This window comes from Plantactinospora sp. B5E13, from assembly GCF_039871775.1.
Classification (GTDB): domain Bacteria; phylum Actinomycetota; class Actinomycetes; order Mycobacteriales; family Micromonosporaceae; genus Plantactinospora.
In genome coordinates, this window is record NZ_JBDPLT010000017.1 from 48,144 (window position 1) to 72,780 (window position 24,637).

A 24,637-nucleotide genomic window follows, 5' to 3' on the forward strand; every position below is an offset into this window, starting at 1 on the left:
TCTCGCCAGGGGTTGGTGTGGCTCACCAATCGTGTCGTTCACCTGTCGGCGGTCCCGGGCTCCTCCTCGACCGGATCCCCAGTTCTCGACGCGCCTGCGACACGTGTCGCATCAGGTTACGTCGATCCAGTAGTCCAGCTCGACCCGGTCAGCGGGTATGACGATGTCGGTGGCAACCTCGACAACGCGCTCACCGGCGTACGTCTGGCGGGTGATCGTCACGACCGGCACCCCACCAGGGATCTTCAGGGTCTCGATCTCGTCTTTCAGTGGCATCCGTGCGCGAACCCGTTCCCGGATGCCGGTGATGACCACGCCGAGGCTGTGGAGTTGACCGGTGTTGCCACCGGGCCAGGGCTCGCGGTCCGGGTCGGCCACCGGCGTGCCGCGAACCATGTCCAGTAGCAAGGACGACGTGGACATCTGCTGCGGCACGCCCTGGGCGCGGAACACGAAGCGCCGCTCCAGCAGCGGCGTTCCCGGTCCGATGCCGAACAGCTCGGCGGTTGTCGTATCGGCAGGGACCTCGCGGAATTCCTTGTCCAGCCGGTAATCCGACCAGTCGATCTGCTGGTCCGACGTGAACGAGGTGCCCAGCTCGCCGCTGCGGACCTGCTCCAGCTCGCGTCGATACCGGTCGGAGCCGAGTCGGCGTACCGGTAGCACAGGCCGGGCGTAGGTGCCCCGCCCCATCTCGGTGACCGCCAGCCCTTCGGTTCGGAGCAGCGCAATCGCCTCGCGCACCGTGCCGCGTGCCACGCCGAACTCCTCGATGAGGGCTGACTCGGACGGCAGGATGCTGCCGGGCGGAATCGCGCCGGACATGATCCTGCGGCGAAGTTCGTCTGCGACCTGGCGGTAGCGGGGCCGGTCGTGCGGGGTAGGCACGTCGGTCACCGTACCCCCGATCAACGTCGTCGCAATGGGTTGTCCTCGCCCCGGCTTACCCGTCTAGACAGGCTGTCTGTACGGGAGTAGCTTAACGTCCAAGCGGCCGGCACGGTAGGTGATCTAGGGGTAGGCGCTTCCGGGCCGGTCGCCCACGATCCAGCGGCTGAGGAGGCGATGGTGGGTATCCGGACATGGTGGAGGCGGCGTCGGGCGGCGGCGCCGTTCAAACGACATGCCGTCGAGGTTCTGCGGGTCGCCGTCGAACGCGACGCGGCTGAGGCGGCGCTGGCCCGGCAGCGGGTCATCGACCTGGCTCGGCGGCAGCGCGACGAGCGCGACCGGCGGCTCACGATGAGCTGGGTGGGACCGACCATGATTAACGGCCTGCCGCTGCTTACCTACGGTCAGAGCCGCCAATACCGGGTGGGTCGATGAACGTCGACCCGCAGCCGGAGCTGCCACCCGCGTCCGCCACCGCCGCCGTCGTCAGGGCGCTGACCAGCGAGACTGCCCGTCGTCATCGCGACCCCGCAGCCACCCCACCGCCGATCGTGACGCCGACCCTGACGGTCCCTGATGTCGAATCCGGCACCATTCTCAAGCTCCGCCCCGACGAGCGGTCCCACTGCGCCAGTCTCCCGATCGGCTCGTACGTCGACATGTCCGTCTCCCGGATCCATCGGAATGTGACCAGGCTTGACGAGGCGGGTCTCTGGGTCTGGGTCGTCGGTCATGAACAGCCGCGGTGTTCCCACACCACGACGCCCGCACACGGGTCGTGGCTACACCTGATGGTGCGGGTCGACGCTCTCACTAAGGCGGCCCGGCGATGATGATGCCCGAGGGGCGCCCGCGCTTCGCCATCGAAGACGCGTACCGGATCATCACCGCCCACGCGGAGGGTCGAGGTTGCCAGGAGTGTCGTCCGGGCTGGTGTCCGACCCAGGAGTGGGCGCTCTGGGTCGTGGTGACGGCCGGCCGGCAGCTTCCAGCCCAGCTGCGGCCGATGGTGACGGTGGTGGCTCGGCTTGTCATGACCGCCCACTGGCCGCGCGGCATCGACGGCTGCCGGCCGTGCGGCCAACCGGACTGCGGCCGGATCATCGTCGCCGGGTCCTGGCTGGAGACACACGATCCGGGCTGGGCTCCGCCGCAGCTCCGGGCGGTGCTGCCCAGTCGGGTGCCGTCGGACGAGGAGTTACGCCGGATCACCGGCATCGGCGAGTCCGGGTCCGGCCCGGGATGAGGGTGGCTCGATCCGTCACGTGGGAAGTGTCGGACGGCTGGTTGACGGGGATGCGGTGCGATCTACTAACCTACCCAAAGTAATCGCCTGGTGATTCTGTGTAGGTGCCGGTTTGGGTTGGTGGGGGTCCGACCGGCCTGCCCCCGAGTGGGCGGACGACGTGAAGCGAGGGCATGCATGGAGCTGCTGTCCCCGGTGCAGGTGCGGAACCGACTGATCCTGGTGGCTCGCCGGATCGTCGCCGAGCACACCCCGGACCGTGAGGGAATCTGTCCGATCTGTGGCGTACTGCATTGTGAGGCGCTCGCCGTCGCGCTCGGCTACCTGGCCCGGGTGGAACGTCCGGAGCCACCGCTCGTGGTCGAGATCCACCGTCGGGCGGCCGTACCGCCGCCCGGGGTCACCGCCGCCGAGCTGCGGCGTACCGCCGACACCGCGCCGGGGACGGAGGCATGGGTCGACGACCTGCCGGAGCGACGGTCCTGGGACGGGACCGGGGGATGCCCCGGGCGCTGAGAAGTCGGCGACCCGGGGGTGAGGTGCGGCGGGTGGCGGCCGCGTCAACGGGTAGAAAGGGACCCGGCACCGCCGATTCGGTGGGGCACCTGAAGCGCTGAAAGGACCTCTTTCGATGACCCTTGACCGACCGATTCCGCCCGACCCGTACGCGGTGCTGCCGGCCGTACCGGAGTTCACGGTGACCAGCGCGGACGTCCAGGACGGCGAGCAGATGCCGGCGGAGTTCGGGCACCCCAGCGTGGGCGGGCAGAACCTCTCCCCGCAGCTCGCCTGGTCGGGTTTTCCCGCTCAGACCCGCAGCTTCACGGTGACCTGCTACGACCCGGACGCGCCGACCGGCAGCGGATTCTGGCACTGGGTGCTGGTGAACGTCCCCGCCGACGTGACCGAGCTGCCGAAGGGCGCCGGAAGCGACTCGTCGGCCGGCGTGCAGGGTGCGTTCAGCGTCCGTAACGACTACGGCGAGCAGTCGTACGGTGGTTCGGCGCCGCCGGCCGGGGACCGTCCACACCGGTACGTCTTCGCGGTGCACGCCCTCGACGTCGAGCAGCTCGAGGTCACGCCGGACGCCAGCCCGGCGTACGTCGGCTTCAACCTGACGTTCCACACCCTGGCGCGGGCGGTGATCCGCCCGACGTACCAGGTGAAGGGCTGACGGTGAACCGGGCCGGCATCGCCATCCGGGACTGATCGGGGTGATGCCGGCCCGTGGCCCCGCGAACAGTCAGGCGGGGACCCGGGCGACGGCGAAGACCGACTGGCCGAACGGCGGACGGACCACCTGCTCGGCGGCCTTGGTCACCGGCAGGACGAGGGTGTCGTACACCTTGACCATCGGGCCTTCCTTCGGCATCAGCCGGAAGACGTTGGTCGCCATGTAGTAGCCGATCAGGCCGAGCGCGTTGGCGTAGTGCAGGGTCTCGACCTGCAGTCCCGCCTCCTCCAGGGCCGCCCGCATGGTCTTCTTGGTGTAGCGGCGCACGTGCCCGGTGGCGATGTCGGCCGGGCCCATCGCGAACTCGAAGGCCGGCACGATCAGGACGATCGCCCCGCCGGGCCGGACCAGGCCGCGCATGCTGCGCAGCGCGCCGACGTGGTCCTCGATGTGCTCCAGCACGTTGTAGGAGACGGCCGCGCTGTAGTCGCCCTGCTCGTTGGTGGGCAGCAGCATCTGCCGGACCTCGATGTTCGGTTCGCCGGAGAGCCGCTCCTTCAGGGCGATCAGCCGGTCCGGGTCCGCCTCGGTGGCGGTGAAGCGCTGCAGGAACGGGGCCCACTCGATGGCGTAGTCGCCCAGGCCACTGCCGATCTCGATCGCGTTGTCACCGAGGTACGGCAGGGCCAGCTCGACGAACCAGCGCCGGTGGTTGACGGCGGTGGCGAGGCCCTCGAGCACCTCTTCCTGAACCCGCTGATCTCCAGTTATTTCTGCCATGCGTCGATTCCTCACGCTCTGACTCGACTTGCACTGGACCGACAGAGTGAACCATCTACGACGACCGTAGGGAAATTGGGGCACTCGTGCGAGCCGAACTCATGACTTGCACTTCGGTTGTGACCAGTTCGGGGGTGTTTTGTTACCAGACCAGCCCGACGATATCTCGACCGCCCTCGCAGGTTGTACCGACCCGATTACGACCCGGTGTCGGTTCGTCGATCTCGCCCTCCCCGTCAGGGTCCCGGCCGACAGCCGGAGCGGACCCGGTGCGCCCGGAAGAGATCGACGGCGGTCAGGCGGAGCGCAGGCAGCAGCCGGTGCAGACCTTCGGCTGCGGCAGGGTGAAGGCCAGACAGCAGGTCCTGCGCTGCACGGTCAACTCCCCGGCCGGGCCGGGGACCAGGTCGATCAGGTCCGCCACGCCGAGGGTCTCCAGCAGGGTGCCGATCGTCTCCGCCGAGCCGCCGGGCAGCGAGTCGGCGGCCCGCAGCACCCCGTGCGCCACCCCGGAGGCGACCGAGCCGAGCAGCGTACGGGCACCGAGCCGGACCTGGCCGTGCATCGCGTCGAGCAGCGGGGTGAGGTGGGCGTCGAGCAGTGAGGTGCGCAGGACGTCCAGGAGTTCCGCCTCGTCCGCCACGACCCGGATCTCGGGAAGGTCGGTCAGGGCCAGCGGGTCCGACGGAAGCACCGCGATGGTGGTGCAACGCCGCAGTCCGATCTTGAGCAGCGGCCGGTGCGCCTCGAGATGGACCAGGACGTTCTCCGGGTGCAGCAGTGGCACCCGCCGGGCCGAGGCCCAACCGAGCGCCACCGGCAGGCAGAGCCAGTAGGCGTAGCCCTTCCAGGTCAGCGCGGCGGCGGCGTGCGGGGTGGCGTTCCAACGCTGCCGGGCGGCGGCCAGCACCTCGGGCAGCCGGGTGCCGTCGACCAGTTCGGTGGCCGGGGACCAGCCCGGCTCGTCGGCGACGAGCAGGCCGGTCGCGAGCCCGGGCAGGTCGTCGGTGCCGAAGGCGGCGCGCAGCGTGGCGGTCACCGGAGCCAGGGGTGCGGCGGTCCGGTCGCCGACCAGGACGGTCACGCGGAGTCGCCAAGGCGTCGCGGGGTGGAGTGTCGCCATGCGGCCGGCGCCCCGGCCGTCAGCGGCCTGGTCTGCCCTGATGCCAGCAGTGCCACGGGATGTCCACCCTCCGGTTGACTAACTCATCGTCACCCTAGCCTACTAAGGCTAGGCTAACCAGAGTTAAGGCGATCACGTAGAGCTTCCGCCAAGGTTCCCGTCCGCCGGTCGGCTAATCGACTCCACCACGGCCGCCCACACACATCCGGCGGCGCCGACCGGACAGCGACTCCCGGCGGGTCGGACCGGGGTTGGTCAGCGGATCGGGGAGGATCAGAGAAGCTGGCCGAAATGTCAAGCCATTGTCGCGAACGCGGCAGTTCTGTCAGACTGGGCGGCTTGGCCGGCAGACTGAGATTCCCGGCCAGAGGAATGTGATGACGACCTCGCCTATCGAACGGGCTGCCGACTCGTTCGCGGCCGAGCTGTCCCGCCGACGGGTCGAGCGGGGCATGACCAAGAAACAGCTCGCGGCCCGAATGGGTTTCGACCCGTCGTACGTCAGCCACGTGGAGGGCCGCCGCCACCGACCGACCGAGGACTTCGCCCGGCGGGCCGAGGCCGTGCTCGGCGCGTCCGGCGCGATCTGGCAGCGCTTCCAGGAATACGACGAACTCCGGCAGGCCCGCACCACCGCCGTCGCCCACCGGGACCCGCCGGTCCCCGAGCAGTGGATGCCGCCCGGCACCGGACTGATCGTCGAACAGGAGACCGCGACCCTCGCCTTCCACGACGACGCGTACCGCTGCGTGATTCGGCGGGCGCTCTACAACGCCGGCACCGAGCCGGTGACCCGCTACCTGGTCCGGATCGCCGTCGACCGCTACCCCAACGACCCGGCCCGGTCCAACCGGCACCACCGGGAGAACCCGCTCACCTTCGCCGAGCTGGACCTGCAGGCGTACTGCGACGACCAGGGCACCCGTGAGTCGATGGAGTGGCGCAAGAAGCACGACCGGGACGCGTTCAAGGAGGTGTGGCTGCTCTTCGAGAACGCCGACGGACGGTTCCCGCTCTACCCCGGCGAACGGGTCACCACCGAGTACTCGTACCGGGTCAGCCAGGACAAGTGGGGCCAGTGGTTCCAGCGGGCCGTACGGCTGCCCACCCGGCGGCTCGCGCTCCGCCTCGACCTGCCGTTGGAGCTCGACCCGCAGGTCTGGGGAGTGGAGATCTCGCTGTCGGCCGAGGAAGGGCCGCTGCGTACCCCGTTGCAACGCCGCGACGACGACGGCCGGGCACTCTTCGAGTGGTCCACCGACGAACCGCCGCTCAACGCCCGCTACCGCCTCGAATGGCGGTACCGCGCCCAACCGGCGCCGCCGGCCCCCGCCCCGGCCGAACCACCGGCCCGGGCCAGCGACCGGATGCGCGCCGCCGGCATCGTGCAGCTCGGCGCAGACCTGCTCCGACAGCCGGCCCGGCAGTTCGACCTGCCCCGCGACGAGGCGAACGCCCGGGACGTGGTCGCCCGGCTCCGCGCCGCCCTGGCCCGACTCGACGAACTGCACCCGTTCAACAAGGGCGTCGGGCTCGCCGCGCCGCAGCTCGGGCTCCCCTGGGCCGCCGCCCTGGTCCGGCCACCGGACCGGGAGGCCGAACCGGTGGTGCTGCTCAACCCACGGGTGGTCGACGCCGCGCTGGAGACCGACGAGCAGTACGAGGGCTGCCTCTCCCTGTTCGACCTGCGCGGCCTGGTCTCCCGGCCGTTGCGGCTCGACGTCGAACACGCCCGCTGGGACGGCGCCCGGGTGATCACGTCGTTCGAACTCGCCATGGCCCGGCTGGTCGCGCACGAGGTCGACCACCTGGAGGGGCGGCTCTACGTCGACCGGATGGACCCGGACGTGCCGCTGGTGCCGATCGAGGAGTACCGGGACACCGGCAACCCCTGGCGTTACTGAGGGCTTCTCCCTCCGGGAGAGGGGGAGCCGGGTCTCGTGCCCTGCGGGCAGGGCACGAGACCCGGCTTGGGGGGAGAGGAGGTCTAGAGGGGTCTAGAGGTCGCCGAAGGCGTCGTACCGGATGTTCTCCGGCGGTACGTCGTCCGCGGCCAGGGTCCGGAGCGCGGCGCGGACCAGCGCCGCCGAACCGGAGACGTAACAGTCGTGGGTGGTCCACGGGCCGTACCGGGCGAAGACCTCGGAGATCTCCCCCTGCTCGCCGACGAACCCGGGGTCGGCGCTGCAGGCCGGAATGATCGACAACCAGGGGTGGTTGGCCGCCAGTTCGTACAGCTCGGCGAGGCCGTACAACTCGTCACGGGTGGTCGCACCGGCGAAGACGTGCATCCACCGGGTGCGGTTGGTCCGGGCCAGTTCCTCGGCGAGCGCCTTGACCGGGGCGAGGCCGACCCCGCCGGCGACACAGAGCAGGTCCCGCTCCGAGTGCGGGTCCAGGACCATCGACCCCATCGGCGCGGCCAGTCGCAGCAGGTCACCGACCCGCACCCGGCGGACCAGCGCGCTGGAGACCCAACCGGCGCCGACCGACCGGACGTGGAACTCCAGGGTGTGGTCCTCGCGGGGCGCGTTCGCGATCGAGTACGTCCGCCACATCCGCGGCCGGTGCAGCGGCACCTCGACGCTGACGTACTGGCCGGCGCGGTACGGCAGCGGTCCGGTCAACGGTCGACAGGTCAGTACGGCGATGTCGCTGCCCCGCCGCTCGTGGCCGATCACCTCGGCGTGCCAGAACGGCGGATTCTCGTCGGCGGCCGCCCCGGCCTGCATCCTCTCCGCGATCGCCCGGTACGCGTCCCGCCACGCCTGGTCGTACTCGACACTCCACTGGTCGCCGGTGGCCTGTCGCAGCGCGTCCAGCAGCGCGGCGCCCATGGTGTCGTAGTGCTCTGGCTTGACGTGGTACTTCCGGTGGTCCCGGCCCAGGGCGCGGAGGTACTCGTCGAAGTTCTCCGGGTCGTCGATGGTCTGGACGGCGGTCACGATCGCCTCCAGCAGCCGGTCCCGCTGCCCGTCCATCTGGATCGGGAACAGGGCGCGCAGTGTGGGGTCGGAGAGGAACATCCGGGCGTAGAAGTATCCGGCGAGCTTGTCCCGCTGCTCCTCGACAAGGGTCCAGCTCTCCTTCAACAGCTGCGCGAGGTTGTCCATGACACCTTCCCGGTCGAGGGGCTCTGCGTGAGCCCGGTCAGGAGCCCTGCGCGAACAAGGATGACCACTCAGCGTTGATTCAGGTCGCACAGAGTGTGCGATCGGGGCGTACCGGGTGGGTGAACCGGTCGGCGGACCCCGGCCGCCGGCCCGATCGGGCACAGTTGTCGGGTGACGGTTGATCTCGCCCGGCCCCGCACCCGCCGGGTCCTGGGTACCGAGGTGCTGCTGGTCCTCGGGGTGTCGCTGGGCCAGTCCGCGATCTACTCGCTGGTGACGATCATCGCCCGGCTGACCGCCGACCGGCCACTGTCCCAGCAGACCGCGACGCTGAACGCCTCCCAGTCGACCCGGCCCTGGCTGGACCTCAGCTACCAGCTGCTGGGCATCCTCTTCGCGCTGGTGCCGGTGCTGCTCGCCGTACACCTGTTGAACCGGGACCGGGTCGGCGACCGGGCCGGGCTGCTGCTCGACCCGGCGCGGGTCCCGGGCCTCCCCGAGGCCCTCACCGGCCGGGCCCCGGCCCAGCCGGAACCCGCCGGCCAGACCGCAGGCCAGACCGCAGGCCAGCCGGAAGCCGCCGGGGCGCGGGTCCTGCTCGGCCTGGACCGACGGCGACCCGGCCACGACCTCGCCTGGGGGGCGGCGCTCGCCGCGGTGATCGGACTGCCCGGCCTCGGCCTGTTCTGGGTCGCCGCCCAGCTCGGCATCAACGCCACCGTCGTGCCGGCGAGCCTGCCGCAGCTCTGGTGGACGGTTCCGGTGCTGATCCTCTCCGCCGCGCAGAACGCGATCCTCGAAGAGGTCGTCGTGGTCGGTTACCTGATGACCCGACTACGGCAGATGGGCTGGCGGATCGGGGCGGTGATCGCGACCAGCGCCCTGCTGCGCGGCTCGTACCACCTCTACCAGGGATTCGGGGCGTTCCTCGGCAACGCGGTGATGGGCGTGGTCTTCGCGCTGTTCTTCCTGCGTACCCGACGGGTGCTGCCGCTGGTCGTGGCACACACCCTGCTCGACGTGGTCGCCTTCGTCGGCTATGCGCTACTGCCCCGCGACTGGTTCGACTGGCTCTGACCCGGCACCGCCGCCCGGTACAGGGTCGTGGCCCGGGCGGCGAGACGCTCGGTGGCGGTCGCGCCGGCGAGGCCGGCGGCCAGCGCCGTCGTCCCGGGCAGCCGCCGGGTGACCAGCCGCACCGCCAACCACCCGGTGGTACGCGCCAGCGTCGGCGCGCCGAGTCGCCAGGCGGCCTGGGTCATCCGGTCGGCCGGATCCGTGGTCGGCTCCACGTGGTGGCGGTTGCCCACCCGTTCGGCGGCGGCCAGGGCGGCGAGGGCGCTGGGCCGGTCCGGATGGATCCGGGTCAGCACCAGCAGGTCGGCGGCCCGGTCCGGCCCGGTCGGGTCGTGCCCGTACGCGGCGGCGAGCCGGAGCACCAGTTCGGTCTGGGACCAGACGAGTGTGACGAGTTCGGCGACCGGGGCGAGGACGCCGGTGCCGACCGAGAGGGCCGCCCCGACGGTGGAGAACCGGACATACCGCCGGGTGGCGAGCCGGGCCAGCCCGGCCGGGGTCGCGGCCGGGTAGGTCGCCCGCAGTCGCGCCGCCCAGGCCGCCGCCTCCGGCCCGAGCGCCTGTACGGCGGCCAGGGCGAGCAGTTCGGGGGCGTATCCCGGGTGGTCGAGGATCCACCGGGCCGCCGACGGTCGCGGTCCAGATTCCGGCGTACGTCCCGACGCCGCGTTTCCGCCGCCGACGGTTGCATCTTCCAGCAGGTTTGTTCCCGTGGTGGCGTTCTGCCTGCCCACAGCCTTCCCGGCTGGAGTCTTCCCAGTCGGAACTTCACTGGTCGGAGTCTCGCCGGCCGAGCCGGACAGTTCGGCCGAGCCTGCTACCCCGGCAGCCGTGGTCTTCCTCGCGGCCGGGGCTTTCTTGGCGGCCGTGGTCTTCTTGGCGGGGGCCTGCTTCGGGGTGCTCTCCGGCGGCTGTGGCGGGTTGTTTCCCGCCGAGGTGGCCTCGGTCACCTTTCCGGCCGCCTCTGGTGCGGCCTTCTTGACCGCCTTCCTGGTTGCCTTCTTCGCCACCTTCCGGACCGCACCGGCAGACGTGGGCGTCGCCGCGTCCGACGGCGGAACGCTCTGACCGGCGGCAGCGGCCTCGTCGGCTTCCGGTCGGTCTCCGGCGCCCGGGGTCGGCTCCTCGACCGGTACGGCCGTCGGCGGTGGTGTCCGCACGGCCGCCGGCGGCCTCGGATCAGCGCTCGGTGGCGGCTCCGGGCTCTCAGCCGGCGGCTTGAAGAGGACGGCCGGCGCGGTCTTCCGGCTCCGGGGCCGGGGCGCGGGAGCGGAGGACGGGGCCGCCTCCGGGTCAGCGTCAGGGTCCGCCGGCGGGGCGAAGGTGGCCTTGATCACCTCTGGGCGGCCTGGCGACCGTGGCTGTGAACGGCGGCGTGGAGACTCGGCGGGCGGCTGCTCCTCCATGGCACCCGAGCCTAGTCGCGGTGCGGCCTCCGCACCGGACGGGAATCGACGCAGATCGCCGGCGGGTCGGTGGGGCTGGTCACCGCCGAGGTCGTACGGCGGATCGGGCCCGCTCGGGAAAGCCGTTTTGCTCCGGTGGCGGCCTGCCCTGTATCCTCGGTCAACGTGGTCTGCTGACCACAGGGAGACTTCGCCTAGTCTGGTCTATGGCGCCGCACTGCTAATGCGGTTGGGGTCTTAAAGCCCCTCCCGGGTTCGAATCCCGGAGTCTCCGCGCTGAGATGGGTGTGTAGACTGACTCGGCACCTGCGCCCGTAGCTCAACGGATAGAGCATCTGACTACGGATCAGAAGGTTAGGGGTTCGAATCCCTTCGGGCGCACAAGTTTTACCAGGCAATACTCACGAGCTTAACTGGGATTCAGAGGCGTGTGGGGCACGTGTGGGTCACATCTGTGACCCACACGAGGGGCCTGGTTGGGCTGCGCTGAGCTGGGCTTTCGGGGTCGGCGCGCAGCGGAATCGCGTTTGGATGACGCCGATCCGCCCTTTTGTGCTGCGTTGATGATTCATTCGTCTGATGATCACGACGTGTGTGCTGCCTAGCCTGTCCCGGTGTCTTGGGGGATGAGTGGCTAGAGCTAACGAGTCGGGCCTGGTGTACCGGCGGTGCGGCTGTCGGTGCGAGCAGACCAATCGTCAGATGGGTGTGCGGTGCGAGCGTCTCGCCGAGTTCGACCACGGTCGCTGGTACTTCGCCGTGCAGTTGACCGGTGTTGATGAGCGGCGTGTCCGGGTGCGCCGCGGCGGTTTCACCAGCCGGGCGGACGCCGAGCGGGCCTGCTGGGCGCTGAGGGAGACGCCAGGGCACGAGGTGGCCGGCATGTGGACGCTGAGACGTTGGCTGGAGTTCTGGCTGTCGGACAACGAGGGGCGGCTGCGTCCCACGACCATGGTCAACTACCGCGGCATCGTGACCGATTACCTCATTCCGCAGCTCGGGCACCTGCAGATGCGGAAGTTGCGCACCCGGGATGCCCAGCGGGCGATGGACCGGATCTCGCACCGCCATGTTCGAGGTGGACGGTTGATCTCTCCGGGCACGCTGAACGGTATCCGTGCGGTGCTGCGCAGCGCGCTGTCCGCGGCGCGGCGGCAGGGCGTGATCGACCGCAATCCCGGTCGGGGACTGCGGCTGCCGAACGGGGCGCGCCCGCGGGCGGTGGTCTGGGACGCCGAGCGGGAGAAGGCCTGGAACAACACGGGCGTGCGCCCTCGGGTGGCGGTGTGGGGGCTGCATCAGGTCGGCCGGTTCCTGGAGTCCGTGCAGACCGATCCGCTGTTCGCGTTGTGGTGGCTGGTGGCGTTGCGAGGGCCGCGCCGGGGCGAGATCGCCGGGTTGCGGTGGGAGGACATCAACCTGACCGATGGCGAATTGACCATCCGGGAACAGGTGGTCGTCGTGCGTGGGGTGGAGCGGTTGGGTCCGCCGAAGTCGGCAGCCGGGGTGCGGACCTTGGCTTTGGACGGGTTCAGCGTGCGGTTGTTGACGGATCTGTGGCACCGGCAGCGTCGGCGGTTCGGCCGGGTCGACCCGAAGCAGCGGGTGTTCCTGCACGAGGATGGGCGGCCGGTACGCCCGGACTGGCTGACCCGCCGTTTCGCGAAGCTGGTCAAGGAGCTGGATTTGCCGCCGGTCCGGCTACACGACCTGCGGCACGGCGCCGCGGGGATCGCTTCGGCCGCCGGGGTGGACCTGAAGCAGATCCAGGAGGACATGGGCCACAACACCCCGCTGACCACCATCGAGACCTACATCTGCGTGTTCAAGCAGATGGCCAAGCAGGCGGTACGGGCGTCGGCCGAACTCCTCCTACAGCATGTGCGGGTCAGGGCGTCCCTGGCGGGGGCCTACCAAGCCTGATCTCTGAGGTGGGCGTTTCCCGGGTGGGGCCTGCCCAGAAGCAAGCGAAGGGGTTCCTGGCTTCGGGGCAGGCCGTTCGGTGGGTGAGGTTGATCAGCGAGTTCCGCGTCTGCGTCGGCCCGCGGGATTCGGTTGCATGTCGATCTTGCCGTCGGCTCTTGGCGGCACCTGCCGGTCCCGTTCGGAGAGGGACTTCGTCCTCGCGGTTGTTGTCGGGCGTCGCTTTCGGCTGTCGCGACGCCGGGCGGGTGGTCGCATCTCGGCACCGGGTTTGCCGGCGTTGAGGACGAGGTGGGCGGTCGCTTCGGCGGCCTTGTGTTGGGTGGCGGGGAGACTGGTGGTGTAGGTGTCGGCGGTGATCCGGATCGTGGCGTGGCCGAGCTGATGTTGGATGGTCTTGAGGTCCGCGCCGGCGGCGTGGGCGAGGGTGGCGGCGCCGTGGCGGAGGTCGTGCAGCCGGATCGGCGGTAGCCCGGCCCGGTCGACCAGGAGCCGCAGGCGTTGGGTGAGGTAGCCGGGATGGACGGGCAGCCCGTCGGGGCTGGTGAACACGTAGCCGCTGTCGTGGCAGACCTTCCCGCCCTCGGCTCGGCAGGTGCGGTGGTAGCGTTGCTTTTCCGCGTGCTGACGGAGTATCCGCACGGTGTGCCGGTCCAGGGCTATGGTGCGGCGGCTGGTCGCGGACTTGGGTGGGCCTTCGTGGACGTTGTAGCCGGCGGTGGTGCGCTGCCGTACGACGGACAGTTGGCGGGCTTGCAGGTCGATCTCAGTCCAGCGCAGGCCGGCGGCTTCGCCGCGGCGCAGCCCGCGCAGGGCGATCAGCCACCACAGGGCGAACAGGTTGTCGTCGCGGACGTCGTCGAGGAACGCGGCGAGCTGGACCGGTGTCCAGACCGCGACGGACGGCCGCTCGCCGGTGGCTTCCCACTCAGCGACCCTGTTCTCGGTCCACAGCCGTGCCAGGGGACGCTCCTGGGCGGGCAGTTCTACCCGCCGGGCGGGGTTGTCGACGATCAGGCCCTCGCGGATGGCGGCGTTGAGCGCGGCCCGCAGGGTCGTGTGGAGGTGCCGCAGCGTGCACGGCGTCTGGGGCTGGCCGGACCGGTTGCGGGTGGCGGCGATCTGCGCGAACGCCGCGTTGAGCTGCCGGGAGGTCAGGTCGCCGAGGATCAGGTGTCCGACGTGGGGGACGAGGAATCCCTCGACATCGCGCGTGTAGTGCATCATGGTCGTCGGCCGGATCCTGGTCCTAGTCGACAGCCAGTACCGCAACCACCGGGTGACCGTCCACGACCGGCCGGCCTGCTGCTCGCGAGACAGGATCAGGAGTTCGTCGCGGGCCTTCCGCGCGGCCGCCTCCGACGCGTACCCACCGCGACGTACCCGCTCGGCCTGTCCGAGCAGATTCCGCGTGGAGCAGTGGAAGTACCAGCTTCCGTGGTCAGGCTCCGGCAGCTTTGGGCAGCTCTTGCCCAGCGTCCGCCCGGTCGCTGGGTCCAGACAGCCGCACCGCTTCACAATCGCACCCTGGCTTTTCATCGTTTTCTCCCTTTGTTGGTGGTGGCCACACCCTCACCCAGGGAGATTGGGTAAAAATCGGTTTCCGGATTGGTTCACGATTTCCGTCGACTACGAGCCGTCCGGCGCGCGTAAGAGCTTCAGTTCAGTTCGTTGTCCGGGATTCGGTCTTGGCCCGGGATTCGGACTGGAGGAGGCAACGGGGTAGGCAAGCGGCTCTGTCGCATTAGCGGATCGGTGGGCACGCGCCGGGACGGGTCAGGCCACGCCTACGCGGCTGGCGAACTCGCGTACGCCTGGGAGGCTGTGGCTGCGGGTCAGCAAGTCGGTGGTGAGCTGTTGCGCCCACGGGCGGAAGCGGACCTCCTGCGGGGTGTCGCGTTCGGCGGCCAGCAGCGCTTGGAAAGTCGCCTGCGGGCGGCCCCGGCCGTGCAGTGCCAGAGCGGTGTCCTCCCAGTACCGGGCGCGGCGCTCCGGGGAGACGATGCGGGCGGGGTCGACCAGCCGGGCGTAGTCGACGGCGCTGCCGTAGTCGCCGAGCACCCGCGACACGCTGATCTTGTAGACGGCCAGTTCGAGCATGTTGAACCGGTCCGCCTTGGTACTGCCGACGCGACGAGCGGCGTCTTCGGCCTCACCGAGCAGCGCCCAGGCGGTCTCGCGGTCGTCGCGCACCGCCGCGGTGTAGGAGGCCGCCGCCAGCAGTTGGCCGTAGAGGGCGCTGTGGGCGGCATCGGGCAGGCCGGTGTCGACCTGCAGCGATCGGGCGGCGTCGAGCATGAGCTTCTGCGCACCGTCGCGGTGCTTGGTGCGGCGCATCACGGTCGCGGCCAGACGTCGGGCTTCGGCCAGCACCATCGGGTCGTCGCCGCCACGGGCGGCCTGCACCGCGCGGTCGGCGGTGGCCCACGCCATACCGTTGTCGTGCAGCTTGATCAGCAGCTGGGTGGCCACGTTGTACGCCTGGGCCAGACGGCCGGCCGCCAGCGGCACCTCGTCGACGGCGGCAGCCTCACGCCCAGCGATGGCCTGCGCGAGTAGCCGGGGCAGGCGGCGGGCGAGCTGGGTGTAGCGGGTGGCCCGAAAGTCGGCGCGGGCTGCGGCCAGCTGCGCGGCCAGCTGATTGCCGGGAATCGGCGCGACGCTGACCCTGCCGAACAGCACGTCCTCGACGGTGTCGGCCATCCCGTGCGCGGCTGCGGCTTGGTTCAGGGGCAGGACCAGCGCCCCGGTCACTACGGCGGTGGTCGTCGCGATCAGGTCGCGTCGGCGCATCGGGTCACCATCCTCATCGACACCTGTGCTCAGGCTATCGGCGCCGGTGTCGAAGGTCGATCGCGACAGCCCGAACAGGTGCGCCGGGATGGCGAACACCTCGGCCAGGCGGCGCAACTCGCGCACGTCCCAGTGGCGGTTGCGTTTGGTCTCCATCCGGCTCAGCGTCGAGGCGGAGAACCCGGCCAGGGCAGCGGCCTCCTCCAGGTTCAGCCCGGCCGCCACTCGCGCGGTGCGCAGCACGGCGCCGTAGTCGCCGTTGCTGGCTGCCTGCGCGACGGCCGGCATCGTGGTCCACGCGGTCCGGGTGCTCATCCGGCACCTCCATCCACGATGGCGAGAGTTTGAGCGTGACCGATGTTTGCGGGTTGTGCAAGCAGGTTGCACCCTGCCCGGCGACGTCTTCGATCCGGTCGGGCGGGCGGGTGTGCTGGATGCATCCACCAGGGCAAGACAAGGAGAACCCGCGATGATGCACCTGAGCACACCGGACGTGCCGATCACGGTCACCGACCTGATCCGGGCCGGGCTGCTGGAGCTCGGCGACGGCTGCCAGATCCACCCGTCGGCAGTGTTCCTGCCCGCCGACATGCTCGGCACGATCCGCCCGATCGCGCTCGGCGACCGGGTCGCCGTCGGCGCGTTCACGGTCGTGCACGGCGGCACCAGCATCGGCCGCGATACCCGCATCGGGCACCGGGCGACGGTGGGTGAGCCGGAGTACGGCTACGCCGTGCGCCGTGTCTACCAGGGCGCGGGCGCGCCCACCACGATCGGGTCCGGGGTGGTGCTGCGCGCCGGCGCGACCGTCTACGCCGGAGCTAGCGTCGGCGACGACACCACCATCGGCCACAACACCCTGCTGCGCACCAACGTCAAGGTCGGCTCGGCCAGCCAGCTCGCGGCGAACCTGACCGTCGAGCGCGGCTGTGCCATCGGCGACGGCGTGCGCTGCTCGCCCGGCTCGCACCTGACCGCCGACACCGTCGTCAAGGACCGGGCCTTCATCGGCGCGGGGGTGCGGACCATCAACGACAAGGAGCTGATCTGGCGCGACCCCGACAACGAGCAGCCACTGCTGCCGCCGAGCTTCGCCTACGGCTGTAAGGTCGGCTCCGGCGCGGTCATCCTCGCCGGTGTCAACGTCGGTGAGCACGCCCTGGTCGGCGCCGGATCGGTCGTCACCAAGGACGTGCGGTCCCGCGCCATCGTCTACGGCGTGCCCGCCACCCAGCACGGGGAGGTGACCCTGTGACCAGCGCAATGACCTGGCTCGACCCGCTGCGCACCAGCGTGCCCGAGATCGACGACACCGGCTGGCAGGAGCTGCACCGTCTTGCCAGCGACTTCGGCAGCCTGTGCGCGAACGGACCGGCGCCGCAGGACACACCCGCCTGGTCGCGGTGGCTACTCAATCTGCGTCGCGAGCTCGCCGGTCGTGGCCACCGCGCTCCGGCCGGGCGGGCCGGGCTGATCTGGCAGGCCCTCGCGCAGTTCACCGCCGGGTTCCACGACCTGGACCTGCGCGACGCCACCGGAGACGGACACGGCGCGATGATCCTGGCCGAGGGCACCCCGCAGGCCGCCATGCACTGGGCCGCTCGGCTGGCCGCCGGAGAACTGGTCGGGATCGCCGCGACCGAACGGCACGGCGGCTCCCGCATCCAGGAGATCACCACCAGAGCCACCGTTCGCCGTGACGGGACCTGGCGGCTCACCGGCGAGAAGTGCTGGGTGTCGCGGCTGATGGAGTCGGCCGGGTTCGTGGTGTTCTTCCGCGACCCCGACGGCCGGATCAGCGCCACGGTCGTCGACGCCGGCTCCCAACGGCTGGAGCGGGAGGTGATCGAGCCGTTCGGGCTGGGCGGCTGGTCCTGGGGCGTGCTACGCCTGCACGAGGTGCCCGTCGACCCGGCGACCGACCTGGTCGGCCGGACCGGGGACGGCCTCGGGGTGTTCCGACGCCACTTCGCCCGGTTCCGGCCCCTGGTGACCGCGACGGCGCTGGGCACCGCTGCCGGGGCACACACCCTGGTCACCTGCGCCCTGGCCGCCAAGACCAGGGTCGGCGTGCTGCCCCGGGTACGCGACAACGCCCTGGTGGTCCTCGGCCGCACCCACGCCGAAATCACCGCCGCGCTGCTGGCGGCGCTCACGACCAGCCGCCTGGCCACCGACTCGCATCCGCACGCCGACTTCGCCGCCAGGGTCGGCAAGGCCGCCGGCGTCGACACCGCCGTCCGCGCGGTCGCCGACCTGGCACCGCTGATCGGGGCGGCCGGGTTCCAGCGGGCCCACCCGATCGCCAAGGCCCGCGCCGACCTGACCGGGCTGCTGTACGCCGACGGCATCCACGACAGCCTCTACCGCTCCGGCGGCATCACCCTCCTGACCGAACCGGTCGCCGAGGTGGTACCGATCCGACCCGGCACCGCAGCCGCCAACCGCTACGACAAGGCAGCCTGAACAGCAAGACGGCGCGCACCCTCCTGACGAAGGTGCGCGCCGCCGGCGCATGTCAGTGCGGGTGAAAGCCGTTCTCCAAGTCGAACATCATGCCCTCGGCCTTGGCGCGCAGCGCGGCGATCACCCGGCGGGCCAGCAGCTCCGACATCCGCTCCCGGATCTGCGCCTGGTCGCACCAGGCCCAGCTGCGCAGCTCGTCCGGCGGCAGATGGATGTCAGCTGTGCCCAGCTCGTCGAGGGTGCCACCGTCGTAGACGAACATGACACCCTCGGTGCGTCCCGGCCGCGGCGGCACCCAGTCGGTCACCAACAGCCGGCCGGGGACGATCGACTTGCCCAACTCCTCCTTGACCTCACGGACCGCCGCCTGCCGGGGTGACTCGTCGGCGTCGACGCACCCGCCGACGATCTCCCAGTAGTCCTTGTAGGCGGGCTCGACCAGCAGAGCCCGCCTGGCAGCGTCGGTGAACAGAACCGCGGCGCCCATGCGTTTTCGTGGAAGCGTCGCCGTGTAGTCGCCGGATGGAGTGCTCACCACCGCAGGCTACCCGTGCCGGCGACCTCACCACGCACCTTCGGCACTCTTACGAGGCCAGCGTCGCCCACAGACAACCCGTTCCGCATCCATTGAATTGGAACACCTCACGCAGACACGGCATCCCTCCCGGCGCATCTGCTCTGACTGGTTGGCGCGGCGACAATCTGCTACCGTCTGCGACCGCATATTCTCCAACTGTGAGGCGGACCGGTGGACGGCTTCCATCGATGAAGCCGTGGCCGGGGGAGGAATGCCAGACAAAGCGCCGGCCTCGCCCAGTGCGCCCGAGGTCCTCGCTGCGGTGCCGACTCCTCGAGAGTCGGACGAGACCGGAAACCCGGGCCGGTGGATGGCGTCGGCGGGGTTGGCGGGCAGCGTGTCGCCCATCCGGGTCGCACCGAGCGTCTTGGCGAAGCGCAACCACAGCTGTCCTACTTATTTAGCGGTCAAGTCCCGCCCTGCGCTCGAGCCGCTTGGTTGGCCGCGCCTCGACAAGCCGCCGGTGCCGGTCCGCTGCGTGATGGACGCTTTGGACGCGGTGGAGTTCCGGGACAGGCCGGTCGATGACGCGGTGGCCGCGGTGACCTGCGAACAGATGCTGTCGGCTGGAGTCGAGGCATTCGTCCGTGCGGCCGTTGAGGGGGTATCTGACGATGGCTGAGAGCTCGCCACCGCTGGAGCCGGTGCCCTTCTGGTGGGTGGTTCAGTACGCCGATCAGGGGATACGCGAGCTATGGACGTGGGGCCGTCGTTACCGGTCTGACGACGGGTCCACGCGGGAGCTGAGACTGCTGCGCTTGAGCGGAGTGGTTGCGCGCCCGCGCAGCCAACCGGAGATCGCGGTGGCCGCGTACACCGCCGCGAGCTACCAGCATCCACTGGTCGGTCCGCTCACCCTCGATTCGCAGCAATTCGACGTCAGCGGCAAGTCCGACCAGCACCTCGTGGTGTTCACCGCCGAACCAGACAGCTCATCCCACGAGGCACTGAAGTTGCTCGCCCAGTGGACGAACACGCCGGTGGCTTGAAATCCCCGTTCCGAAAGTGCCCTTCCTCCGATTCAGCATCGTGGTTGTAGACCTGTTCTATGGCCGGGGCCGGGCGCGGACGCCCGATCACCCATCCACGTCGGGACGTGGTGGGCGCGATCCGCTACCTCGATCGCACCGGCTGCCAATGGAACGCGCTGCCTGCCGACTTTCCCCACCACAAGCTCGTCTACCACTACTTCAAGACCTGGAACGGGGACGGGACGCTCAACCGCATGCACAACAGCCTGCGCGAACAGGTCCGCGTGCAGGACCGCGACGCCGCCCGACCCCTGCTCTGGGCGCTACACGCCTGATTCCTCGGCATCCGCTTGGTCTGGGCCGACAGCGCCTACGCCGGCAGAGTCGTCGACTGGGCCGCCGCCCACCTCGTCCTGGCCGTGCGGATCGTCGCGAAGCTCGCGGGGCAGACCACCTTCGTCGTCCTGCACCGCCGCTGGTGCGTCGAACGCACCTTCTCCTGGATCAACCGGTGCCGACGCACCGTCCGCGACTACGAACGGCTACCCGAGCACCACGAGGCGATGGTCCAATGGGCCATGATCATCATGACCAGCCGCCTCGCCCGCCACCAAAACCCCTGATCCCCTTACTTACCAGGGTCTGAGCGTTCCGGGTTCTCTGCGAAGACCTGGGCCGCGACCTGGTAGCCGTCGAACGCGCGTGCTACGCCGGCGTAGGCCGCGACCTGAAGAAAGACTTCGGCGATCTCTTCCTTGGTGGCGCCGGCGTTGAGCGCGATGCGGAGTTGACCACGGAGGGGCTCCAGGACGCCGAGGGTCGCCGCGATGGTGACGGACACCAGTGCCCGCGTCCGTGTATCTAGGTGCTCGGTGCGCGGCCAGACGTCGCCGAAGGCGTGCATCGTCGCGATCCGTTTGAAGTCTGCGCCGTTAGCTGGCTCACCAGGGGTGGCGCCAAGAAAGCGCTCCAGGCGGAAGCCCAGCAGACGCTCAGCCGTGTCCAGCGCGGCGGCGTACCTCGGGTCTGTCGCCGCAGATGCCGGATCCTTCATCGTCACGATGCTCACTCTTCCATGTACAAGGACGAAGCGGCCGAGATCTGGCATTTCGATCGTGACTGAGGATCGCACCTAGTCAAGCTGATCAAGGAAGAGCGAGCCTGGGCCCATCAGCCCCGACGTAGCTGGCCTCGGACTCAGCCGTCAGCGGGCCACCCATGTCGACAGCGGCACTTGCCCAGATGGTGGAACCAGCGCGGATCAGAATCCCGCTACCACGGGCGCCGCTGCCCTTTTTGCCACGTCAACCCCGGCAATCGGCCCAGGTTGAGGTGGGGCTGTGGGTGCTCGGTGGGTGCTCGGACGTCGGGGAACTGACACGGACGCTCCGGGACGGGGCCGGACTTCTGGCCGCTCACGAGGCGGGCCAAACTATCGATCAACCTCCATGCGTGACGCTTCCGGGCCCTGGACCTGCACGGACGCGGTGGGATGCGGCCGGACTGAAGTGGTTGCCGTCGGACAGATTTTGCGATAGAGTCGAGCGTGGGAAAGTGGGCTACGGATCAGAAGGTTAGGGTTCGAATCCCTTCGGGCGCACAAGCTTGACCAGGCAATATTCAACTTCATCTCGGTGTTGTTGATCTTTGTGGCCCCGTGTGGGTCGCGTTTGTGACCCACCTCGGAAGCCAGGGTCAAGCCGTTGACCTGGCTTTTTGGCCAGAACGCAGGGGATTCGCGCAGGTCCTACTTTTGGTCAGCGCGAGTCCGCCACTTGTCGTACTGAAGGTCATCCGATCGGTAGCCTCTCATCTTGTTGCTCGCCGCCTACCTTGTCTCGGCGCGGTGGCGGAGCTGATGTCCAAGAACAAGGCCGGTCTGGTGTACAGGCGCTGCGGGTGCCGGTGCGAGCAGACGAACCAACAGCTCGGGGCGCGTTGTCCTCTCCGAGTCGAGTCGGATCATGGCAGCTGGTACTTCGCCGTCCAGGTGACGAGCCTGGACGATCGACGAGTACGCATCCGCAGGGGTGGCTTCCGCAGCAGTTGGGAGGCGGAGCGAGCGTCCTGGGAGTTCCTTCAGCTCCCCGACGCGCAGGTCGCGTCTGAGTCGTGGACGGTGGGACGCTGGTTGGAGTACTGGCTGTCAGGCTTGGACGGGCGGCTGCGCCCTACAACCCTCCTGAACTACCACAGCACCGTGAAGAACCACCTTGTACCGTTCGGAAACTCGGCCGTGGGCGCTGACGTGCGACTTTGTCCGCCGTGAGATCGACGAATGGTGTCATGCTGCCGGTCATGATCCTGTCGTGCGGCTACCTGATTCTTCGTCAGACACTGCGGTTGATCATCCTGTTGGTCCGCGGCGGGCACGCCAACGCGGTTGAGGTGCTCGTGCTGCGGCACGAGGTCGCGATACTGCGTCGGCAGGTGCGCCGTCCGGATCTGGAACCGGCCGACCGGGCGGTGCTGGCCGGCCGGTCGAGGCTGCTGCCGCGGGCGCGGTGGTCGGCGTTCTTCGTCACCCCGGCCACGTTGTTGCGCTGGCACCGCAGCCTGATCGCGCGGCGGTGGACCTACCCGAGACGGCGGCGGGGTCGCCCACCGGTCACGGCGGAGGTGCTGCGGCTGGCCCGGGACAACCCCGCCTGGGGATGCCGGCGCATTCAGGGCGAGTTGGCCAACCTGGACTACCGGTTGGCGGCCAGCACGGTCTGGGCGATCCTGACCAAGGCCGGTGTAGGTCCGGCACCACGGCGGGCGGGACCGACCTGGACCGGGTTCCTCACCGCGCAGGCCAAAGGCGTCCTGTCCTGCGACTTCCGGCACGTCGATACCATCGGTCTGACCCGCGTCTACGTCCTGTTTCTGATGGAGATCGCTAACCGGCGGGTACATCTGCTCAGAGCCACGACCAACCCGACCGGTGAGTGGGTGGCGCAGCAGGCCCGCAACCTCATGCTGGACCTGGGCGAGCGGGCCGATCGGTTCCGGTTTTTTTTATCCGGGACCGAGACGCCAGGTACACCGCCGGGTTCGACACCGTCTTCCACGCCGAGGGTGTCGAGGTGCTCCGGACGCCACCGCAGGCGCCCCGGGCGAACGCGTTCGCGGAGCGCTGGGTACGCACGCTCCGGCGGGAATGCCTGGACCGGATCCTGATCTACACCACCCGGCACCTGCTCGCCATGCTCGGCGCCTACCTCACGCACTACAACGGACATCGGCCGCATCAGGGCCGCGGACAACGTCCACCTGATCGAGACACGGCCCCAGCGCCGGTGACCGATCTGGGTGCCGTCCGAGTACGGCGCAGGAGGGTGGTCCATGGCTTGATCAACGAGTATGAGCAGGCCGCATGGCCGGAACCGAGTTCTCGAACGGCACAGGTGAACACTGCATCGGAGACAGGGGTTCGGCGTCACGCGCCTGCCCCTGTTAGCCAGTCAGGGTTTCGACTGGCTGGCCGGTGATCGCGGCGATGAGGTCGAAGTCCTTGTCGACGGCGAGGACGGTCAGTCCCGCCTTCTCGGCAGTCGCCGCGATCAAGAGGTCAGGGATTGACGGAGCGCGGTGCTGGCCGCGATCGGCAAGTAGCATCTGCACTTCCAGCGCCCGGTCCTCAATGGCGGGTGTCAGGTGCTCGACCGGCATCAAGGACAGTGGCGGCGTAGCGAACTGCCGGCGTCCCACCTCTCCGGAACGTGCCGAGTAGCCGAGTTCGAGCCGGGTGATGGTGGAGAGCCGAACGAGCCCTCGGCTGATGCGCGCGCTCCACTCGTCGCGGTTCGCCGCTTCGCCGAGTTGAAGCCGGATGTACGCGGACTTGTCGATCAGCCAACTCGTCACCGCCACGCGTTCTCCATCACCGCCGGGTCGGCAAGATCCGCGAATGCCTCTGCGGACCGTTGCCAGTCCTCGGCGGTAACCGTCCGCTCGCCGGCGGGGCTGAGGTTCTCCTCGAACTTGCGGCGTAGGTACTCGTTGCGGGATAGTCCGAGGTTAGCGGCTGCGGCGTCGATGCGGTCGATGGCTTCTTGACTGAGGTCGCGGACGAGGATGTTAGGCATGCGGCACCTCCGATTCCGGGCCAATGCTATCACGATATCACTACGGATAAGAAGGTTAGGGGTTCGGATCCCCCCCCCGGGGGCGCACAGGTTTCACCAGGCAATATTCATGATCGCCGCTGACTTTCGGGTTGGTGTGGGTCGCATGTGGGTCACGTCTGTGACCCACATGTCGGACCTGGTGGGGCCGCGTTGACCTGGGGCTTTGGGGTTGATGCGCAGCGGATTCGCGCACGGATGATGCGGATCCGCTCTTCTCGTCCGCGCTGACGAGCCCATCGGTTGATGATCATCATGTGCCTGTTGTCAGCCTGGGTCCGCCAGCTCGTGCGGTAGACAAGTTCGATCTTCAGCGTCGACCAGAAGTTCTCCATCAGCGCGTTGTCGAATGAGCCGCCGACCGACCCCATCGAGGGCAGGATCCCGTCGTCCTGTAAGCGTTCTGCGCACCGGAAGGACGTGTAGTTCGAGGCCCTGTCGCTGTGGTGGATCAACTGGCCGTCGCGGACGTCGCGGGACCAGATCCCGTATCCGAGGGCGACGAGGATGAGGTCGGTGTCGCAGCGGTCGGAGGTCTTCCACCCCGACGATCCGGCGGGAGAACGCGTCACGGACCGCGGCGAGCCAGAACACGCCCTCACCGCACGGGACGCGGGTGGCGTCGGCGACCCACAACCGGTTCGGCCCAGTAGCGGTGAACTGCCGGTTGACCAGATCCGGCGCCGGCGTCGCCCGTGGATCCTGTCGTGTGGGGCCGCCGCGCCAGCCACGACGCAGGAACGCCCCCGGCCAACCCTGGCCGGCCGTCAACCGCTCGACGCGCTTGCGGCCCACGTAGATGCCGTCGCGGCGTAGCTGCCGGTGGACCCGGTCCGCGCCGTACGTGCGCCCGGAGGTCTCCCAGATCTCGTGGATGTTGGAGATCAATCCCAGGTCGACCACGTCCCGGTCACAGGGCTGCTCGACCTGCTTCACCCACGCGTAGTAGGTCGAGGCTCCGATGTTGAGGACCCGTAGCAGGAGCGCG

27 protein-coding genes and 2 tRNA genes are annotated in these 24,637 nt (G+C 69.5%); 17 read left to right on the plus strand and 12 right to left on the minus strand.

The window, feature by feature from the left end:
* Positions 1 to 111: 111 nt before the first annotated feature.
* Positions 112 to 888 carry a GntR family transcriptional regulator gene (locus ABGB05_RS17670; RefSeq protein ID WP_347654508.1) on the minus strand — a complete coding sequence of 259 codons (777 nt, stop codon included), beginning with the start codon at positions 886 to 888 and terminating at the stop codon, positions 112 to 114.
* Positions 889 to 1,068: 180 nt separating this feature from the next.
* Between ABGB05_RS17670 and ABGB05_RS17675 the strand changes: the two genes are divergently transcribed.
* From ABGB05_RS17675 to ABGB05_RS17690, 4 genes are all read left to right on the plus strand, one after another.
* Positions 1,069 to 1,326: a hypothetical protein gene (locus ABGB05_RS17675; RefSeq protein WP_347654509.1), complete on the plus strand. Its 258-nt coding sequence runs from the start codon at positions 1,069 to 1,071 to the stop codon at positions 1,324 to 1,326.
* A 394-nt stretch (positions 1,327 to 1,720) separates the two neighbouring features.
* Positions 1,721 to 2,137 carry a hypothetical protein gene (locus ABGB05_RS17680; RefSeq protein WP_347654510.1) on the plus strand — a complete coding sequence of 139 codons (417 nt, stop codon included), beginning with the start codon at positions 1,721 to 1,723 and terminating at the stop codon, positions 2,135 to 2,137.
* A gap of 177 nt (positions 2,138 to 2,314) precedes the next feature.
* Entirely contained in the window at positions 2,315 to 2,653 is a 339-nt protein-coding gene (locus ABGB05_RS17685) for a hypothetical protein (RefSeq protein ID WP_347654601.1), read from the plus strand.
* 115 nt (positions 2,654 to 2,768) lie between these two features.
* Positions 2,769 to 3,311 (plus strand): YbhB/YbcL family Raf kinase inhibitor-like protein, encoded by a 543-nt coding sequence (locus tag ABGB05_RS17690; RefSeq protein ID WP_347654511.1) that lies wholly within the window; start codon positions 2,769 to 2,771, stop codon positions 3,309 to 3,311.
* 69 nt (positions 3,312 to 3,380) lie between these two features.
* Here ABGB05_RS17690 and ABGB05_RS17695 read toward each other — a convergent pair whose 3' ends face one another.
* Both ABGB05_RS17695 and ABGB05_RS17700 read right to left on the minus strand, forming a co-directional pair.
* Entirely contained in the window at positions 3,381 to 4,091 is a 711-nt protein-coding gene (locus ABGB05_RS17695; RefSeq protein WP_347654512.1) for a class I SAM-dependent methyltransferase, read from the minus strand.
* Positions 4,092 to 4,386: 295 nt separating this feature from the next.
* Positions 4,387 to 5,166 carry a ferric iron reductase gene (locus ABGB05_RS17700; protein ID WP_347654595.1) on the minus strand — a complete coding sequence of 260 codons (780 nt, stop codon included), beginning with the start codon at positions 5,164 to 5,166 and terminating at the stop codon, positions 4,387 to 4,389.
* A gap of 425 nt (positions 5,167 to 5,591) precedes the next feature.
* Between ABGB05_RS17700 and ABGB05_RS17705 the strand changes: the two genes are divergently transcribed.
* Entirely contained in the window at positions 5,592 to 7,118 is a 1,527-nt protein-coding gene (locus ABGB05_RS17705) for a peptide deformylase (protein WP_347654513.1), read from the plus strand.
* Positions 7,119 to 7,211: 93 nt separating this feature from the next.
* On the opposite strand, the gene ABGB05_RS17710 is transcribed toward ABGB05_RS17705, so the two are convergent.
* Positions 7,212 to 8,327 (minus strand): globin domain-containing protein, encoded by a 1,116-nt coding sequence (locus ABGB05_RS17710; RefSeq protein WP_347654514.1) that lies wholly within the window; start codon positions 8,325 to 8,327, stop codon positions 7,212 to 7,214.
* 171 nt (positions 8,328 to 8,498) lie between these two features.
* Here ABGB05_RS17710 and ABGB05_RS17715 point away from each other — a divergent pair, with 171 nt between their 5' ends.
* Complete coding sequence (locus ABGB05_RS17715) at positions 8,499 to 9,404, plus strand: CPBP family intramembrane glutamic endopeptidase (protein ID WP_347654515.1); 906 nt, start codon at positions 8,499 to 8,501, stop codon at positions 9,402 to 9,404.
* Here the strand turns inward: ABGB05_RS17715 and ABGB05_RS17720 are convergent.
* A complete protein-coding gene (locus ABGB05_RS17720; RefSeq protein WP_347654516.1) occupies positions 9,365 to 10,138 on the minus strand; it encodes a hypothetical protein in 774 nt (257 codons plus the stop codon). The genes ABGB05_RS17715 and ABGB05_RS17720 overlap by 40 nt on opposite strands.
* Before the next feature lie 97 nt (positions 10,139 to 10,235).
* On the opposite strand from ABGB05_RS17720, the gene ABGB05_RS17725 reads away from it, so the two are divergent.
* The 4 genes from ABGB05_RS17725 to ABGB05_RS17740 all read left to right on the plus strand — a co-directional run bounded on the left by ABGB05_RS17725 (position 10,236) and on the right by ABGB05_RS17740 (position 12,733).
* Positions 10,236 to 10,472, plus strand: a complete 237-nt coding sequence (locus tag ABGB05_RS17725) for a hypothetical protein (RefSeq protein WP_347654517.1) — start codon at positions 10,236 to 10,238, stop codon at positions 10,470 to 10,472.
* Between the two features lie 521 nt (positions 10,473 to 10,993).
* Positions 10,994 to 11,084 (plus strand) — tRNA-Ser (locus ABGB05_RS17730).
* A gap of 34 nt (positions 11,085 to 11,118) precedes the next feature.
* Positions 11,119 to 11,191 (plus strand) — tRNA-Arg (locus ABGB05_RS17735).
* A 378-nt stretch (positions 11,192 to 11,569) separates the two neighbouring features.
* Entirely contained in the window at positions 11,570 to 12,733 is a 1,164-nt protein-coding gene (locus ABGB05_RS17740) for a site-specific integrase (protein WP_347654518.1), read from the plus strand.
* A gap of 93 nt (positions 12,734 to 12,826) precedes the next feature.
* On the opposite strand, the gene ABGB05_RS17745 is transcribed toward ABGB05_RS17740, so the two are convergent.
* Positions 12,827 to 14,272 carry a tyrosine-type recombinase/integrase gene (locus ABGB05_RS17745; RefSeq protein WP_347654519.1) on the minus strand — a complete coding sequence of 482 codons (1,446 nt, stop codon included), beginning with the start codon at positions 14,270 to 14,272 and terminating at the stop codon, positions 12,827 to 12,829.
* Positions 14,273 to 14,509: 237 nt separating this feature from the next.
* Positions 14,510 to 15,841 carry a helix-turn-helix transcriptional regulator gene (locus ABGB05_RS17750; RefSeq protein WP_347654520.1) on the minus strand — a complete coding sequence of 444 codons (1,332 nt, stop codon included), beginning with the start codon at positions 15,839 to 15,841 and terminating at the stop codon, positions 14,510 to 14,512.
* A 154-nt stretch (positions 15,842 to 15,995) separates the two neighbouring features.
* Here ABGB05_RS17750 and ABGB05_RS17755 point away from each other — a divergent pair, with 154 nt between their 5' ends.
* Both ABGB05_RS17755 and ABGB05_RS17760 read left to right on the plus strand, forming a co-directional pair.
* Entirely contained in the window at positions 15,996 to 16,781 is a 786-nt protein-coding gene (locus ABGB05_RS17755; protein ID WP_347654521.1) for a DapH/DapD/GlmU-related protein, read from the plus strand.
* Positions 16,778 to 17,992 carry an acyl-CoA dehydrogenase family protein gene (locus ABGB05_RS17760; RefSeq protein WP_347654522.1) on the plus strand — a complete coding sequence of 405 codons (1,215 nt, stop codon included), beginning with the start codon at positions 16,778 to 16,780 and terminating at the stop codon, positions 17,990 to 17,992. Before ABGB05_RS17755 ends, ABGB05_RS17760 begins: the two co-directional genes overlap by 4 nt.
* A 52-nt stretch (positions 17,993 to 18,044) precedes the next feature.
* On the opposite strand, the gene ABGB05_RS17765 is transcribed toward ABGB05_RS17760, so the two are convergent.
* Positions 18,045 to 18,527, minus strand: a complete 483-nt coding sequence (locus tag ABGB05_RS17765; RefSeq protein ID WP_347654523.1) for an NUDIX hydrolase — start codon at positions 18,525 to 18,527, stop codon at positions 18,045 to 18,047.
* A 656-nt stretch (positions 18,528 to 19,183) separates the two neighbouring features.
* Between ABGB05_RS17765 and ABGB05_RS17770 the strand changes: the two genes are divergently transcribed.
* From ABGB05_RS17770 to ABGB05_RS17780, 3 genes are read left to right on the plus strand one after another with little or no spacing between them, the layout of a single operon-like run.
* A complete protein-coding gene (locus ABGB05_RS17770; protein WP_347654524.1) occupies positions 19,184 to 19,558 on the plus strand; it encodes a hypothetical protein in 375 nt (124 codons plus the stop codon).
* A 59-nt stretch (positions 19,559 to 19,617) separates the two neighbouring features.
* A complete protein-coding gene (locus tag ABGB05_RS17775; RefSeq protein ID WP_347654525.1) occupies positions 19,618 to 19,875 on the plus strand; it encodes a transposase in 258 nt (85 codons plus the stop codon).
* A 15-nt stretch (positions 19,876 to 19,890) separates the two neighbouring features.
* Positions 19,891 to 20,163, plus strand: coding sequence for a transposase (locus ABGB05_RS17780; RefSeq protein WP_347654526.1), 273 nt, complete (start codon positions 19,891 to 19,893; stop codon positions 20,161 to 20,163).
* A gap of 5 nt (positions 20,164 to 20,168) precedes the next feature.
* Here the strand turns inward: ABGB05_RS17780 and ABGB05_RS17785 are convergent, their stop codons facing one another.
* Positions 20,169 to 20,609: a carboxymuconolactone decarboxylase family protein gene (locus ABGB05_RS17785; protein WP_347654527.1), complete on the minus strand. Its 441-nt coding sequence runs from the start codon at positions 20,607 to 20,609 to the stop codon at positions 20,169 to 20,171.
* A gap of 1,229 nt (positions 20,610 to 21,838) precedes the next feature.
* On the opposite strand from ABGB05_RS17785, the gene ABGB05_RS17790 reads away from it, so the two are divergent.
* A complete protein-coding gene (locus tag ABGB05_RS17790) occupies positions 21,839 to 22,702 on the plus strand; it encodes an integrase catalytic region (RefSeq protein WP_347654528.1) in 864 nt (287 codons plus the stop codon).
* Positions 22,609 to 23,013, plus strand: coding sequence for an integrase core domain-containing protein (locus tag ABGB05_RS17795; RefSeq protein ID WP_347654529.1), 405 nt, complete (start codon positions 22,609 to 22,611; stop codon positions 23,011 to 23,013). Before ABGB05_RS17790 ends, ABGB05_RS17795 begins: the two co-directional genes overlap by 94 nt.
* On the opposite strand, the gene ABGB05_RS17800 is transcribed toward ABGB05_RS17795, so the two are convergent.
* The 3 genes from ABGB05_RS17800 to ABGB05_RS17810 all read right to left on the minus strand — a co-directional run bounded on the left by ABGB05_RS17800 (position 22,979) and on the right by ABGB05_RS17810 (position 24,221).
* On the minus strand, positions 22,979 to 23,395 hold the full coding sequence (locus ABGB05_RS17800) for a PIN domain nuclease (protein WP_347654530.1): 417 nt from the start codon (positions 23,393 to 23,395) through the stop codon (positions 22,979 to 22,981). The two genes, ABGB05_RS17795 and ABGB05_RS17800, sit on opposite strands and share 35 nt — an antisense overlap.
* Positions 23,386 to 23,610 (minus strand): hypothetical protein, encoded by a 225-nt coding sequence (locus ABGB05_RS17805; RefSeq protein WP_347654531.1) that lies wholly within the window; start codon positions 23,608 to 23,610, stop codon positions 23,386 to 23,388. The genes ABGB05_RS17800 and ABGB05_RS17805 overlap by 10 nt, the downstream gene beginning before the upstream one ends.
* A gap of 152 nt (positions 23,611 to 23,762) precedes the next feature.
* Entirely contained in the window at positions 23,763 to 24,221 is a 459-nt protein-coding gene (locus ABGB05_RS17810) for a hypothetical protein (RefSeq protein ID WP_347654532.1), read from the minus strand.
* Between the last annotated feature and the right edge of the window lie 416 nt (positions 24,222 to 24,637).

Bases quoted from the DNA above. Each gene is read 5' to 3' on its own strand.
- ABGB05_RS17680 (WP_347654510.1), top strand. From the start codon at position 1,721: ATGATGATGCCCGAGGGGCGCCCGCGCTTCGCCATCGAAGACGCGTAC.
- ABGB05_RS17685 (WP_347654601.1), top strand. From the start codon at position 2,315: ATGGAGCTGCTGTCCCCGGTGCAGGTGCGGAACCGACTGATCCTGGTG.
- ABGB05_RS17690 (WP_347654511.1), top strand. From the start codon at position 2,769: ATGACCCTTGACCGACCGATTCCGCCCGACCCGTACGCGGTGCTGCCG.
- ABGB05_RS17695 (WP_347654512.1), bottom strand. From the start codon at position 4,091: ATGGCAGAAATAACTGGAGATCAGCGGGTTCAGGAAGAGGTGCTCGAG.
- ABGB05_RS17705 (WP_347654513.1), top strand. From the start codon at position 5,592: ATGACGACCTCGCCTATCGAACGGGCTGCCGACTCGTTCGCGGCCGAG.
- ABGB05_RS17710 (WP_347654514.1), bottom strand. From the start codon at position 8,327: ATGGACAACCTCGCGCAGCTGTTGAAGGAGAGCTGGACCCTTGTCGAG.
- ABGB05_RS17745 (WP_347654519.1), bottom strand. From the start codon at position 14,272: ATGAAAAGCCAGGGTGCGATTGTGAAGCGGTGCGGCTGTCTGGACCCA.
- ABGB05_RS17750 (WP_347654520.1), bottom strand. From the start codon at position 15,841: ATGAGCACCCGGACCGCGTGGACCACGATGCCGGCCGTCGCGCAGGCA.
- ABGB05_RS17755 (WP_347654521.1), top strand. From the start codon at position 15,996: ATGATGCACCTGAGCACACCGGACGTGCCGATCACGGTCACCGACCTG.
- ABGB05_RS17770 (WP_347654524.1), top strand. From the start codon at position 19,184: ATGGCTGAGAGCTCGCCACCGCTGGAGCCGGTGCCCTTCTGGTGGGTG.
- ABGB05_RS17775 (WP_347654525.1), top strand. From the start codon at position 19,618: ATGGCCGGGGCCGGGCGCGGACGCCCGATCACCCATCCACGTCGGGAC.
- ABGB05_RS17790 (WP_347654528.1), top strand. From the start codon at position 21,839: ATGATCCTGTCGTGCGGCTACCTGATTCTTCGTCAGACACTGCGGTTG.
- ABGB05_RS17805 (WP_347654531.1), bottom strand. From the start codon at position 23,610: ATGCCTAACATCCTCGTCCGCGACCTCAGTCAAGAAGCCATCGACCGC.